Below are 13,764 nucleotides of genomic sequence, written 5' to 3' on the forward strand. Positions count from 1 at the left end.
CACCGCGGCGGGACTTTCCTGCGCGGGTGATGCCCGGCATCGCCCGGATACGACAACGACCCGGATACGACCACGACCCCGCAGGCGCTCCCGCCGGCGGGGTCGTCGTCGATCCGGTGATCCCGCGCACCGCGAGTGTGCGGAGCGGCATCGGCGCGGGAAACGCGCCGGCCATCCGGGAAGGGAAGTTCGACCGGGCATTGGGCATGGCGAAGTCGGCTTCTCCGGAGGCTATTCGCAGCCGCTGCGCCGCCGCCTTTCCGGTAATTCGACGACATTGGTTGCCTCCCGGCGCTTGTTTGTGATCCATAAAGCGGGCGGACGGCGACCCGGATGAAAGTTGTCCGCTCGGTCGGATACCGATCGGTTGCCGTTCGGTCGACGGCGCCCGATCGCATCGTTGTGCGACCGACCGACGGCCGACGACCCCGACTCCGGATCCGACCCGCCTCGAACTCGCCCCGGCTGTTGCGGCGAACGCATCGGCGGTCGAAACGCTCCGGCGAATCGGGTCGCGGACGGCATGTGGACGCGGCGCCGGCTCGCCATCTTGGGCCGGCGCGGGGGACGCAGTGGGCGGACCTTTCCGGCCGAAGGAGTTGCACGTGTCGACGGATCCTGCCTCGACCGAAGCCGAGGTGATCACCTTCCGGGACGCGGCGGAGTTCGCGGCCGGGAATGATTCGGCGAGAAGGTAGGTTGTGCGGGTGTCGGTGAGGGTGTGCCCCCGGGCCCAACCATTGCCGCCGTGGAATACCGCTCGGCTGGAGCCACGGTGTGCCTTCCGCCGTGAGGTGGCCACCCTCACCGACCTCGACATCGACGGCGCCGCACACCCCTCGTGGGGCGGCGCCGTTTCCTTGTGGCCGGGGACGAGCCCCCCGCCCGTCCCACCAGGCTCCGCCGGACGGGGCTCAGGCGTCGGCGGCGATCCGAAGGGTCGCGGTCAGGTGCGTGGGTGCCTGCGGGTCGCTCACCAGCGGCCGGGAGATGCGGGCGGTCTCCACGCAGACGAACTCCCGGTAGCCGTCGTCGGGCACATCGGCCATCGTGCGGGTGAGTTCCGCGCCCGGGTTCCACACGACCACGTCGCTGTGCCCGGCATGGTGCACCTCGACGATGCGCTTCCCGGCGGGGTCGTGCAGCCGGCTGACCTCGTCCGGGCGGGTGTAGATGCGGTCGATCCGGTCCGGGAAGGACAGCCCGTCCCGGCCCGTGGCGGGGTCCTGGTCGGCGTCCGCCTCGACGTCGAGGACCTTGTCGAAGTAGTGCCCGTCCAGACCGGTGACCCGGACGCCGTCGAGGTCGCCGACGCGCAGGTAGGTGTGCAATGCGGCGGTGCTCTCGAAGTCGCCGCGGGCGGTCAGCTCGATCCGGCACTCCCGCCGCCCCAGGGTGAAGCGGGCGACCACCTCGAAGGCGAACGGCCAGTACGCCCGCGACTCCTCGCCGTCCCGCAGGACCAGACTCACGTGCGCCCCGTCGTCGTCCTCGCCGCAATCGAGCAGCGTCCACGGCAGGATGCGGGCGAACCCGTGGTTCGGGCGGCCCGCCGGGCCGAACCACGGCCAGCAGATCGGCACGCCGCCGCGCACCGCCCGACCCTCCTCGAAGGTGCCGGTCTCGCTCAGCCACAACACCGGCTCCGTGCCCTGTGGCTGCCAGGCGAGAAGGTGCGCACCCTGGAGGGCGATCGCCGCACGAACGTGCGGGTGGTCCACTACGACCACATCCAGCGCGCCGAGCCGGCGCAGCGAGAGGTCGGCGTCCAGGCGCCGGACGACGGGAAGGGCGAATACGTCTTCGGGCACGTCAAGGCCTCTCGCGTTCGTCGGGGCGCCGCTGCGCACTGCACTCGCATTGAACTCGCACTGAACTCGCCACGATGCCACAGCCGCACCGGCGGACCGTGACCACCCCGCCGGCGAGTCGGGCGACTCCGGCGCTCACCCTCACCGAGTCGGCAACTCCCGCGCCTCGGAAAGGAAGCCGGCCTCGTATCGGTGGTCCGCACCTCCGCCGTCTCCCGGCCCGGGGCCGGTTCCCGTGCTGTCGGTGATCGCCAGTACGTTCAGCCCGTCCCGCCGATCAGGTGGGGCGAACCCCTGGGTGTAAAGGAGATGGTGTGTTCCCGGATGGGGAAATGTGGGAGGCGTCGAGCACGGCGCGGGTGATCCCACCCGCCCGGCCGCGCAAGCTCGCCAAGGTTCCGTTCGTCGAACTGGCAGACGGGCGCCTCCAGGGCGTGGTGTCCAGCGGCTCCGACATCGGACGGGTCTACGTCTCGTCGGTCGCGGCGCGCAGCTACGCCTTCGCGTGCAGCACCAACAACAACCGGCCCTGCGGCGGCGCCCGCGGCTCGTTCTGCAAGCACATCGGAGCGTTGATCACCGAGGCGGTGCTCCAGTACGGCGCCGAACGGGTCGCGCGCTACCTGCGGATCGAGCCGGTCGACGCGGCGGCCGGCGCACCGGCCATCACCTCGGCCATGACCGCCACCCGCCCGGCGCACGCCGACGCCACAGCTGCCGCGCCCGTCTTCAGTCGGTTCCTGCGCCACCTCGGATACCTCGAACTCCCGGCCACCACCGAGCCGTTGCCGGAGATGCAGTGGTTCCCGCCGACCAGGGCGGTGGCCTGATGCGCGCCGACCTGCTCGCCGAACCCATCGCCGGACTCGACGAGGCCCTCGCGGTGGTCGAGGCGTTCGACCGGACCCTGATCGGCGGCCTGCTCCGACCCCGGCCCGCGCAGGCCGCCGCGCTGACCGAACTGGCCGCCGCCGTCGCCGGCACACCGCTCGCGTCCCTGGTCGCCGAAGCGGTCGAGAAGGCGGCGGTCGGCGCCGCGAGCGAGGACCACCTGCTGGCCCTCGCCGCCGCCCGCACCGCGCTGCTCGGCGCGATCCACGACGCGCTCGTCACCCGGGCCGACGAGGCCACCGGTCGAGGTCGCGCGGAGCAATCGGCCGTCGAACCGGGCACGTTCGAGGCCGTCAACCTGCTCGTCGCGGCCCGTGCCTGGCTCGCCGACCTGGCCCGCGCCGGATGGCAGGGCATCGACCACGACCTGGTCTCCGGCGCGGGGCAGGTCGTGGTCGCGATGCTCCCGGATCCGGCGCTGCGTCGTCCGGCCACGCTGTTGGACGGCTTCGCCGCCGAACTCGCGGCGTCCTGCCCCGGCGCCGCCCTGGAACGCATCCCGGTGCGCCGCTGGGCCGACCTGTGGTCGCGGGCGATGCTGCTGACCCGTCCCGGCACCGCCGGGCCGCCCGCCACCGACACCGTGACCGGCCGGCTGCTGCCGCTCGGCGTCGACCTGCACGAGCACGCGACCGCCGTACAGGCCCAGGTCCACGCGGTGTTCGAGCCCGCCGACGGCAGCGCGCCCCGGCTGGTGCGGGCGAGCGTCTCGGTACCCAAGCCGGACACGGTCGTCGGGGTCGGGGTGTGGCAACTGCTGCGCCCACACATGTCGTTGCCGGCGGCCGCCGGCGACGGCCGCTCGATGCAGCTGACGGACATGCCGATCACCGCGGAGGGCGACCTGATCTGGAGCGAGGCGCACGCGCGACTCGGCGAGCCCGCCGACGCGTTCGCCACCGCCCGGGTCGCGCTGCCCGGCGCGGGCGCCGGGGCGATCGCACCGTTCGACCGGCATCCGGCCGGCATTGCGATACCGGTGTTCCTGGAGGACTACGCCGTGCAGCGGGAGGACGGCCGGCTCGCGTTCACGCTCGCCGGCCACCGACTCGCCGTGGACCCGGACCGCATCCCGACGGCCGGCCCGCTCACTCCCGAAGCCGTCGCCGCGTCGAGCGCTTGCATCGGTCTGCTGCGCTGGGACGCCGGTGCCTTCCGGATCCAGCCGCTCGCCGTCGAGACCGTCGTGAAGAAGAAGACCGCCACGATCCACGCCGGCGCCTGGGCCGGCGGCACGGCCGACAAGATGGGCGCCAAGGCCGAGCAGGCCGCCACCGAAGCCGTGCGGGTGTTGCGCGAGCGTGCCGGAAAGTTGCTCCGCACATGACCGGGCCGACCGCGGAACCCACCGCAGAGCCGACCGCCGTACCCGCCACCACGGAATCCGTCGCCGACCCGACGGTCGTACCCGCCACCACGGGACCCACTGCCGAGCCGGCCCCCGAATCCGCCACGGACCCGGCCCTCGAACCAGCCGGCGAACCCGCCCCCGAGTCGGTTGCCGACGAGAACCGTCGCCAAGTCCTGTACTGGCGCCTCCTGGCCCGCCTGTTCGACCCCGAGGAGCAGGCGAGCCTCGAATCGGCGAGCATGGCCGTCGTCGAGGACCTCGGCCTGCCGCCGGCGCTGCTGGACCCGCAGGCGTCCGTCGACGCGATCGTGCAGCGACACCCCGAACTGGCCGCAGAGTTCGACGGCCTGATGGTGCCCGAGCCGGAGCCGGACGGACGCGACCGGGCCGCCGAGGTGCGCCGCGCCGCGCTGGTGTCCAAGGTGCTGCTCAACGTGCTGAGCACCGGATCCGGCACGGTCAGCGCCGGGCAGTTGTCCCGGTGGCAGTCGGACGCCGGATGGCTGGAGCGCGCCTTCGGCTGCAAGCCCGGCGAACTGCGCGGCGGTCGCCCGGGAGCCGCAGGCCGAGGCACCGCCCGGACCGGCTCCGGCGGCGGTACCGGAACACCCGATCTCGGCACGCTGATCCCGGCGATCGGCCCGGAACTCGCCGCCATCGAGGCGGACCTGGTCAAACGCATGCACCTGCGCGAAGTGCTCGCCGACTCCAGGCTCGCCGCACAGCTGACCCCGAGCATGTCGCTGATCGAGCAACTGCTGCGGGACAAGAACAACCTGTCCGGCGTCGCCCTGGCCAATGCCAAGGACCTGATCCGGCGCTTCGTCGACGAGGTCGCCGAGGTGCTGCGCACCCAACTGGCCAAGGCCAGTGTCGGCACGCTGGACCGCTCGATCCCGCCCAAGCGGGTGTTCCGCAACCTGGACATCGACCGCACGATCTGGAAGAACCTCACCAACTGGAGTCCCGAGGAGGAGCGGTTGTACGTCGACCGCCTCTTCTACCGGCACACCGTCCGCAAGACCACACCCTCGCGGCTGATCGTGGTCGTGGACCAGTCGGGCTCGATGGTCGACTCGATGGTCAACTGCACCATCCTGGCCTCGATCTTCGCCGGACTGCCGAAGGTGGACGTACACCTGATCGCCTACGACACGCAGGCCATCGACCTCACCCCCTGGGTGCACGACCCGTTCGAGACCCTGCTGCGCACGCAACTCGGCGGCGGCACCGACGGCACGGTCGCCATGGCACTGGCCCGGCCCAAGATCGCCGAACCGCGCAACACCGTCGTGGTGTGGATCTCCGACTTCTACGAATGGCACACCGATCGGCTGTTCGACAGCATGGCCGCCGTGCACCGCTCCGGGGCCAAGTTCATCCCGGTCGGCTCGGTGACCAGCTCCGGCCGCGGCAGCGTCAACCCCTGGTTCCGCGAACGCTTCAAGGACCTGGGCACACCGGTGATCTCCGGCCACATCCGCAAGCTCGTCCACGAACTCAAGACGTTCCTCGCCTAGAAAGGCCCTGACATGTCCGACCTGTTGCGCGCGCCCGCCGAGCTCAAGTATGCCGAGGAACTGGACTGGCTGGAGTCCGTCGACGACGGCCCCAAGCCCTTCACCTGGCGGTTGTCCCCGAAGATGATCCGCCTGTTCGTGCTGGGCTCCGAGCGCGCGGACGGCCTCGACCGGGAGATCGCACAGAAGTGGTTCGGCGATCGCAGCATCGTCGAGCGCGCCATCGTCACCCTCGCCTCCGACCGCGGCCTGCTGCTCATCGGCGACCCCGGCACCGGCAAGAGCTGGCTGGCCGAGCTGCTGGCCGCCGCGATCTGCCGCAACTCCACCCTGGTCGTGCAGGGTACGGCCGGCACCACCGAGGACCACATCAAGTATTCGTGGAACGTGTCCATGGTGATCGCCAAGGGCCAGTCGCGCGAGTCGATGATTCCCTCGCCGATCATGACCGCGATGGAGTCCGGCGCCATCGGCCGGTTCGAGGAACTCACCCGCTCCACCAGCGACGTACAGGACGCGCTGATCTCCATCCTGTCCGAGAAGTACGTCTCGGTGCCGGAACTGGACGACGACGCCATCGTGTTCGCCAAGCCGGGCTTCTCGATCATCGCCACCGCCAACAGCCGCGACCGCGGTGTCAACGACCTGTCCTCCGCGCTCAAGCGCCGCTTCAACTTCGTCCGCATCCCGGTGGTGACCAACCGCAAGAGCGAGGCGGAGATCGTCCGCTTCCGCACCGAGGAACTGCTGCGCCGGCACCGGATCGAGCTGGAGGTGCCGCCGACCCTGCTGGACGTGCTGCTCCAGAGCTTCGCCGACCTGCGCGCAGCGGCAGCGGCGGCCGGCAGCGACGACGAGAAGCTCGAATCGTCGCTGTCCACCGCCGAACAGATCGGCGTGCTGGAGGACGCCATCCTGCACGGCAACTTCTTCGGCGACCGCGCGCTGACCGCACACACCCTGGCCTCCTCGCTGGTCGGATCGCTGGCCCGGCGCGAACCGGAGGACCTGGCCATCATCAACAAGTACCTGCACGGCGTGATCGAGCCGCGCGGCAAGGAAGAGGGCGGGCACTGGCCGGAGTTCCTGGAGGGCGGTCGTACGGCGATCGCCGCCCTGTCGTGACCGGCCCGAACGAGGGCGCGTTCGACGCGCTGCGCGGCCAACTCCGGGATGCGGCGGCGACGTTCGCCGACGGCCCGGACGCGCTCCAGGACATCCTGCTCGGCATCGTCGACGACGTCGACCGGGCGGCCCGCGAACCCCTGGAGATCTTCCCGGTCTGCCACCACTCGCCCGCCTCGGCGATCGCCATGGCACGGCGGCTGCGAGCGAAGCAGCCCAAGGTGGTCTACCTCGAACTGTGCGAGGACATGGCCCCGCTGTTGTCCGAGCTGCGCAACTGCACGCTCCCGGTGGCCGTACAGGCGTTCGCGTCCGAGATCGACGGCTTCCCGATCGAGTGGGCGCCGCTGTCGGTGGTCGCGCCGATCACCGAGGCGTCCGCCGAATACCAGGCGATCGCCTACGCGTTGGACACGCCCGGTGTCGAACTGGTCCTGGTCGACCGCTCCTCCGACCACGTCTACCAGTGGGAGCCGCGCGGCACCGGCGCCGCCGAGCCGGCCGATGCGGACGCGCCGGCCGAGGAGGAAAGCGCGCTGCACGGCGACGCGATCGGCCTGGAGATCGGCGACCTGCGCCCGCGCTTCGCCGAACTGGAGGAGCACCTGCTGCGGCACGGCCGTGTGCGGCACTGGTCGGAATGGTGGCACCAGTACGTCGAACTGCCGCTCGGCGACTGCGACCACGACACCTACCGACAGGTCATGGTGCTGATCGGCAGCCTGTTCCGCCGACTGGCGCCCGGCGACCCGCAGCGGGTGCGCGTGGACGAGGACCGCGAGCGCTACATGTGGACCCGGATGCGCGAACACCTGGCCGCCACCGGCACCGACCCCGCGGACTGCCTGTACGTCTGCGGCGCCTTCCACGCCGCGGCCCGGGTCGCGGAGTTCGGCGTGGACGGCACGGACACCTTCGAGATCGGCCCGCGCACCGCGACCACCTGGCAGCACGGGCTGATCCCCTCCAGCCACGCCGCGATCGAGGCGCAGTTCGGTCTCGCGGCCGGCTCGGTGTCCATCGCCGCGACGGTGTGGGCGAAGAACCTCAAGCGCACCGGAGTGCAGCCGTTCCGGCTGACCGGCCAGGCGGGCGCCAAGAAGGCCGCGAAACCGAGGAAGGGCACGATCACCCCGCCGCCGGCAGCGGTGCCGGTCGTGCCGAACCCGCCGGCCGGCGACAGGCTGTCCGGCTTCCTGGGCCGGCCGCCGGTGCTCGACCGGTTGGACGAGGACGAACTGCTCGGCTGGTCGGTCGAGGTGGTGCGGGCCGCGCGCCGCAACGGCTACCTCGCCTCCACCGCCGACGCCATCGCGGTGTTCGAGACGTCGATCCTGCTGGCCGGGATGCGCGACCGGGCCAAACCCACGCCGTACGACTTCCAGGACGCGGCGGTCACCTGCATCGAGAAGGACGTCGTGCCGGGTCGGCGCGACGTGCGCCGGCTGGTCGAGATCATGATGGGCGGCGACCGGATCGGCAAGGTGGGCTACGACGCCCTGCCGCCGCTGGCCCGCGACGTGCACGACCGGCTCGCACCGCTCGGTCTGAACCTGGAACAGCGCGGTGTGCGGCGGGCGTTGCTGGACATCGCGGCCCGGCCGGAACTGGAGCGCTGCTCCGACGTGTTGTGGATGCTGCGCTATCTGATGCCGCCGGGTACGGCCCGGCCGATCATGGGCGAGCGGCGACTCGGCGAGCGACCGATCCAGGAGTCGTGGGACCTGGCGCTGGGCACCCAGCAGCGCGCGCTGATCGAACTCGGCTACGAGGGTGTCAGCATCGAACAGGTGCTGGAGCAGCGGCTGCGCCGCGTCGCCTACGGCCCGCACGCCACCGCGGCGAGCGTCCTGGAGGCCGTCGAGGACGCGACGCTGTACCTGCGCGGCGGTCGCCTCGCCGAGGAACTGGGCATCCGGGCGCTGGAGGTGCTCGCGACCGAGCGCAGCGTGGACGGTGCGCCGGAAGTGCTGCGCAGGGTACGGCGGTTGTTGGCGTACTACCGCACCAGAGAGCCGGTGCTCCCGACCTGGATCGAGTCGTTCGTCAGGACCGGATACGCGCACTACTGCACGCTTTTGCCGACCGCGTTCACCGACGAGGACGCGGGTGTGCGCCAGGTCGCGGCGATGCTGGGCTTCCTGTTCGGCATGGAGAGCCTGGCGCTGTCGCTGGGCTGCGACCGGACCCAGCTGGAGTTGGCGGTCGCGCAGTCGCATCCGGAGGAGCCGGCCAAGGTCGCGCTGCTGTGGGCGGCCCAGGCGCAGTTGGGCCGGCTGTCCCGGGCGGACCTGCGGCTGCGCTGCGACGAGTTGCTGGGCAATCCGCTGGTGCTGCCCGCCTATCCGCAGTACCTCAGCGGGTTCGTGCACGCGCTGGAGCCGGTGCCCGGGTTGACCGACTTCGTCGTGGAGGCGGTGTCCAACGCGTTCGCCCGGCTGCCGGACCCGGTGCTGCTGCCGTGGTTGCCGACCCTGATCGGCACGTTGCGCTCCGGCGGCGCCGAGCTCGCGCCGCTGCTGATCCGCGAGGCGGGGCGGATCTTCCCGGGCCGATTGGCGGCATTGGACACCTGGGTGCCGCCCTGGCAGGCCCAACCCGGTCCGGAAGCCCCGCCGGCCGGCGGCCGTTCGCGCGGCGGCGGTCCCGGCCTGGCGCTGCTCGCGACCCACCCGGCCACCTGCGACGCGGTGGCGGCCCTGCTGGGCTGCGACGACCCGTGGACGCCGGCGGAAGCCGGCTCGCCGGGCGCCGCCCTGATCGAGCGCCATCCGGCCACGGCCACCGCGCTGGCGGCCCTGCTCGCGCACGCATGACCGGTACCGGGCGGCGGCGCCTCGAACCGCCGCCGCCCGGCCCGCATCCGCACCCGCAGCCGCACCCGGACGCGGACGCGGACGTTGACCGGGATTGTGCCGCCGCCCGGTGCGCTCAGCGAGTGCAGAACTTGCGTTCGGCCGCCCTGGGGTCGGGCGGGATGGTCAGCGTGGCGCGAGAGAAGGAACCGGTGAGATTGCGCAGGAAGCGGCCGGGGGTCAACTCGTCGGTGGTCGAGCGCAGGAGTTCCTTCAGGTCGCCGCAGTCCAGCGCCGCGCGGGCCGCGCGGACGTCCTCCAGCGAGACCACCCGCGCCGGGATCGACGACCACGCGGCGGGGTCCACGTAGAGCGCGATGTTCCAGGCGAGCGGGAGGAGTTTCTCGTGCCCCGCGGCCACGTGCGCGGTCGGTTCGATGTGCGCGCCCACCGTGTTGCTCAGGCCCCACACGTCCACCACGATCCCGTTCAGCGGGGTGACCGCGCCGCCGACCCCGAGCCGACCCATGATCAGCCCCTCCTTCGCCGGGAGATCGCGACGCAGCGGCAGCGGTGGCAGGGCTGCGACGTCGGAAAGGTGGTTCCCGTCCATCACCAGCATCCGCCTGCCGTCGGCATCCATCCGGAACAGTTCCGCGCGCAACCCGGGCAGGGTCGAACCGTGCGCGCCGGAGGTGGTGGGATTCGTGGTGCGGGTCCAATTCACGTACACCATACGCTCGTTCCAGGTCTGGTACGTGCCCGCCCGGGGCCCCGGCATGGTGACCAGACCGGAACGCAGCGAGACACCGCACCAGGCCGCCCAGAGCGGCACCAGCACGACCAGCGCCGCCACACGCCGATCGACGGGCACGAGCAGGACCGGAAGCAGCGCGAGCAGCAGGACCGGCAACCACATCCGTCCGTGCATGAAGTCGCCGCCGACCCGGAGCACGTACACGCCCTGCGCGAGCGCCGCGACCACCGGCGCCGCGCCCAGGACCCACGTACGCCGATCCCGCGGACCGCGGCCGACCAGCAGCACCGCGACGATCAGCAGGACCGGCACGGCCGGAATCCACAGCCGGTAGGGATCGGCGAAGTCGACGAGATAGTCGAAGCCGCGCCCCCAGAGCTGCCGCGTCGCGCTCTTGGTGACGGCGGGCATCGGGTAGGGCAGGCCGTAGTAGCCCATCCGGAAGATCTGGTACGCCGCGGGCAGCGCGCCGGCGCACAGGAACACCACCAGCGCCGGCCGCCACGGCAGGCGGGCCGCGAGCACCATCGCGATCAGGAAAACGAGCGAGGTCGCGGTCAGTTCCGGCCGAATCAGCGGACCGAGCCCGAACCCCACGGCGATGCCCAGCCGCCGTGCGACGGTCGTATCGTCCGGCCCGCATGTGACGAGAAGTCGCCAGGACAGGCCGATCCAGCCCACCAGCAGCCCGGTTTCCAACCCGGACGTGGCGAAGTCCCAGACCGGGGGCAGCGCAACGAACACCAGTGCGCCGGCCGGAACCAACAGCCGACCGGTTTCGGCCCGCAGGAACCTGCGGGTGCCGGCCAGGGCCGCCCAGGTGCCGGCGATCGACAACACGAGTCCGGCGTACACGGCGATGCGGGCCGGGTCGCCCGGGGTGAGTGCGTCCAGCAGCACCAGCAGCCACTGCCACAGCGTGCCCGTCGAGGTCTCCACGCGTTCGCCCGGGCTGTACACGGGCCCGTTGCCGGCCAGGATCTCCCGGGCCGCGCGGACGTAGATCAGTCCGTCGTCGGTGATCCAGCGCCGATGCCAACCCATGACGGCGAGAACGAGGACCGGCAGGGCGATCGCGATACGGTCCGGGATCCGCCGGGTCCGGTCGGCGGGGACGGCGGTCGGCTTCTCGGGGCCGTGGCTCGGCGCGGTGGCGTCCGGTGCGGGGCCGGACCGGCGGATGGGCGCGGTGGCGCGGGTCATCTCGTCCCCGTGTTCCGGTGCAGTCGGTGGGCAGTCGGCGGCTGGGGCGAGTGGGCGGCGTGGTCCAGGGCGTCGTCGATGGCGTCGGCCAGAACCCGCAGGTGATCGGCCCAGTCGGCGCGGGACATCGCCTGCGGGGCGATCCGGGCGCAGCCGGCTGCCGTGAGCACCGCGACGGTCTCGGCGGCGGTCAGCGGGACGGCGCCGAGTACCGGGCCGGCCGGGCTCGCGTACGGGTCCAGGTAGCGGAGCAGATCGGTGTCGACGCCGGGACGCGTGGTGCGGCCGGCGGGGTCGGCGACGTGCAGGCTGCGCAGGACGTGCTCGATCGCGCCGGCGAGCGCCCAGGCCGGTCCACCCGGCCGGCCGTGCGCGCACAACCAGGCGCCGGCGCGGTCGCCGGCCGAGGTCAGCCGCTCCAGGGCGGCGCGCTGTTCGGGCGAGATGCGGGTGTCGGCGACGGTGGGGGACTCGTCGGTCGGCGGGACGTGGTTGCTCATGCCCGGTGAACGAGCGACCACCTCGACAGGTCGCTGTCGTGCCGGCGGCCGGCGGCCCGGGCGATGGGGCGGGTGCTGCGGCGACCGGCCGGGCTCACCGGCGCGGAACCGCTCCGGTCGGGAGGTGGGAGCGTTCCCCGTTGTGGTCGAGGATGATCAGGATCTCCACGGGCCCGTCCTGGGCCCCGACGCTGTGCGGAGTCATCGTGGAGAACTCGGCCGCGTCGCCGGCCTGGATCAGGAGGACCCGCTCGCCCAGTTGCAGGCGGGCCGTGCCGGACAGCACGGTGAACCACTCGCGGCCGGGATGCACCTTCAGGTGTTCGGCCCCGGTCGGCCGGTCGGGGGTGATCCGCAGCTTGGCCACGGTGACCCCGTTCAGCGCACGCTCGCCGGACAGGAGCCAACTGGTCATGCCTTCGGTGTGACACGCCTGCGGCCGGATCACCACGTCCTCGTCGTCGACGGACTCGACGAGATGGTCGAGCGTGGTGTCCAGGGCCCGGGCGATGGCGACCAACTGGTCCAGGGCGATCCGCCGGTGTCCGGTCTCGATCCGGCTCAGATTGGACGGACTCAGATGGCAACGGGCGGCGAGGGCGTCCAGGGACCAGCCCCGGGCGAGGCGCAACCCGCGGATTCGGTGGCGGACGACGTGATCGAGCCCCAGTTCTTGCGTCATAGGCAAGAGTGTATGTGTCCCGCGCATGAATGCGCCTACCGTGAAGGCATGACCACGCACTCTCATCCTCAGGGACCGGACCGGAAGCAGGGCCACGAGCAGGGCCGAGAGCAGACCCGGGAGCAGCACCGGCATCCACACGACCGGCAGCAGCACCAGCACCAGCACCGGCAGCAGCACGATCGGCACGGCGGCGGCACGGACACACCGCACGGCGATCCGCACCGGCCCCACGACGAATCCGGGTGGGCGGACATGTTGGACCTGGACGCCGAGGTGTTCGGGTCGCTCCTGGACGAGCTGACCGACTGGGTCCGCCGGCACGGCCCCGAGGCGCCGCGTCGGATCGCCGACGTGGGCGCGGGCACCGGGACCGGGAGCCTGGCGCTGGCCCGCCGCTTCGAGGCGGCCGAGATCGTTGCGATCGACAGCTCGGCGGTGCTGCTCGACCGACTGCGCACGGCCGCCGCGACGGCCGGCCTCACGGTGGATCGGCTGCACGTCGTGCAGGCCGACCTGGAGGTCGCCTGGCCGTCGATCGACGCCGTGGACGTCGCGTGGGCGGCCTCGTCGCTGCACCACTTCGCCGATCCGGACCACCTGCTGCGCGACATCCACGCGGCGCTGAATCCGGGCGGCCTGCTGGTGGTGGTCGAGATGGACGCGCTGCCCCGCTTCCTGCCCGACGACCTCGGCATCGGCCGGCCCGGCCTGGAGGCGCGCTGCCACGAGGCCGCGGCGCGGGCGGGCGGGAACGCGTACCCCGATTGGCGGCCGTATCTGGAGCGGGCCGGTTTCGCGATGGTGGGGCGGCACACCTTCACGATCGAGGCGAGTCCGGCGCCGCCGGTCGCGGTGCGCTACGCGTACGCCCTGCTGAGCCGCTTCCGTGCCGCGTTCGGCGATCGGTTGGCCGCCGACGACCTGGACACGCTCGACCGCCTGTTGGCGAACGACGGACCCGACGCACTGGTCGACCGCCGCGACCTGACGATGCGCAGCGGCCGGACGGCCTGGGCGGCCCGTCGACCGTGATCGCCACCGCCCCGCCGGGTTGCGGGCTCCGGGCGATGGTCGGCCGACGAGTGCGCATGCCTGCCGCCGGGCGCGCGTTCGGGGTGTGCTCGCA

10 protein-coding genes are annotated in these 13,764 nt (G+C 72.2%); 6 read left to right on the plus strand and 4 right to left on the minus strand.

The genetic code is table 11. From position 1 onward, the window contains the following. Window positions 1–914 precede the first annotated feature (914 nt). Complete coding sequence (locus tag ACZOOI_RS40775) at window positions 915–1,811, minus strand: D-hexose-6-phosphate mutarotase (protein WP_465281864.1); 897 nt, start codon at window positions 1,809–1,811, stop codon at window positions 915–917. A gap of 332 nt (window positions 1,812–2,143) precedes the next feature. Between ACZOOI_RS40775 and ACZOOI_RS40780 the strand changes: the two genes are divergently transcribed. Genes ACZOOI_RS40780 through ACZOOI_RS40800 form a run of 5 tightly spaced genes read left to right on the plus strand, consistent with a single transcriptional unit; the run spans window position 2,144 to window position 9,514 of the window. Further along, entirely contained in the window at window positions 2,144–2,641 is a 498-nt protein-coding gene (locus ACZOOI_RS40780) for a hypothetical protein (RefSeq protein WP_465284148.1), read from the plus strand. Next, window positions 2,611–4,029, plus strand: a complete 1,419-nt coding sequence (locus tag ACZOOI_RS40785) for a hypothetical protein (protein WP_465281865.1) — start codon at window positions 2,611–2,613, stop codon at window positions 4,027–4,029. Before ACZOOI_RS40780 ends, ACZOOI_RS40785 begins: the two co-directional genes overlap by 31 nt. After that, the gene (locus ACZOOI_RS40790; RefSeq protein WP_465281866.1) at window positions 4,026–5,573 is read left to right on the plus strand and encodes a VWA domain-containing protein; all 1,548 of its coding nucleotides are present in this window, start codon (window positions 4,026–4,028) and stop codon (window positions 5,571–5,573) included. The genes ACZOOI_RS40785 and ACZOOI_RS40790 overlap by 4 nt, the downstream gene beginning before the upstream one ends. Before the next feature lie 12 nt (window positions 5,574–5,585). Further along, window positions 5,586–6,698, plus strand: coding sequence for an ATP-binding protein (locus ACZOOI_RS40795; protein ID WP_391584492.1), 1,113 nt, complete (start codon window positions 5,586–5,588; stop codon window positions 6,696–6,698). Further along, complete coding sequence (locus ACZOOI_RS40800) at window positions 6,695–9,514, plus strand: DUF5682 family protein (RefSeq protein WP_465281867.1); 2,820 nt, start codon at window positions 6,695–6,697, stop codon at window positions 9,512–9,514. The genes ACZOOI_RS40795 and ACZOOI_RS40800 overlap by 4 nt, the downstream gene beginning before the upstream one ends. A gap of 115 nt (window positions 9,515–9,629) precedes the next feature. Here ACZOOI_RS40800 and ACZOOI_RS40805 read toward each other — a convergent pair whose 3' ends face one another. The 3 genes from ACZOOI_RS40805 to ACZOOI_RS40815 form a co-directional block, all read right to left on the minus strand. Continuing rightward, the gene (locus tag ACZOOI_RS40805) at window positions 9,630–11,453 is read right to left on the minus strand and encodes an arabinofuranosyltransferase AftB family protein (RefSeq protein WP_465281868.1); all 1,824 of its coding nucleotides are present in this window, start codon (window positions 11,451–11,453) and stop codon (window positions 9,630–9,632) included. After that, complete coding sequence (locus ACZOOI_RS40810; RefSeq protein ID WP_465281869.1) at window positions 11,450–11,953, minus strand: hypothetical protein; 504 nt, start codon at window positions 11,951–11,953, stop codon at window positions 11,450–11,452. The genes ACZOOI_RS40805 and ACZOOI_RS40810 overlap by 4 nt, the downstream gene beginning before the upstream one ends. 94 nt (window positions 11,954–12,047) lie before the next feature. Then, a complete protein-coding gene (locus ACZOOI_RS40815; protein WP_465281870.1) occupies window positions 12,048–12,635 on the minus strand; it encodes a helix-turn-helix domain-containing protein in 588 nt (195 codons plus the stop codon). A gap of 48 nt (window positions 12,636–12,683) precedes the next feature. On the opposite strand from ACZOOI_RS40815, the gene ACZOOI_RS40820 reads away from it, so the two are divergent. Beyond that, window positions 12,684–13,670, plus strand: coding sequence for a class I SAM-dependent methyltransferase (locus ACZOOI_RS40820; protein ID WP_465281871.1), 987 nt, complete (start codon window positions 12,684–12,686; stop codon window positions 13,668–13,670). Window positions 13,671–13,764: the final 94 nt, after the last annotated feature.

Source organism: Embleya sp. L77 (assembly GCF_055557415.1).

Coding starts and splice junctions, on each gene's coding strand:
- ACZOOI_RS40780 (WP_465284148.1), top strand. CDS start 2,144: ATGTGGGAGGCGTCGAGCACGGCGCGGGTGATCCCACCCGCCCGGCCG.
- ACZOOI_RS40790 (WP_465281866.1), top strand. CDS start 4,026: ATGACCGGGCCGACCGCGGAACCCACCGCAGAGCCGACCGCCGTACCC.
- ACZOOI_RS40795 (WP_391584492.1), top strand. CDS start 5,586: ATGTCCGACCTGTTGCGCGCGCCCGCCGAGCTCAAGTATGCCGAGGAA.
- ACZOOI_RS40805 (WP_465281868.1), bottom strand. CDS start 11,453: ATGACCCGCGCCACCGCGCCCATCCGCCGGTCCGGCCCCGCACCGGAC.
- ACZOOI_RS40810 (WP_465281869.1), bottom strand. CDS start 11,953: ATGAGCAACCACGTCCCGCCGACCGACGAGTCCCCCACCGTCGCCGAC.
- ACZOOI_RS40815 (WP_465281870.1), bottom strand. CDS start 12,635: ATGACGCAAGAACTGGGGCTCGATCACGTCGTCCGCCACCGAATCCGC.
- ACZOOI_RS40820 (WP_465281871.1), top strand. CDS start 12,684: ATGACCACGCACTCTCATCCTCAGGGACCGGACCGGAAGCAGGGCCAC.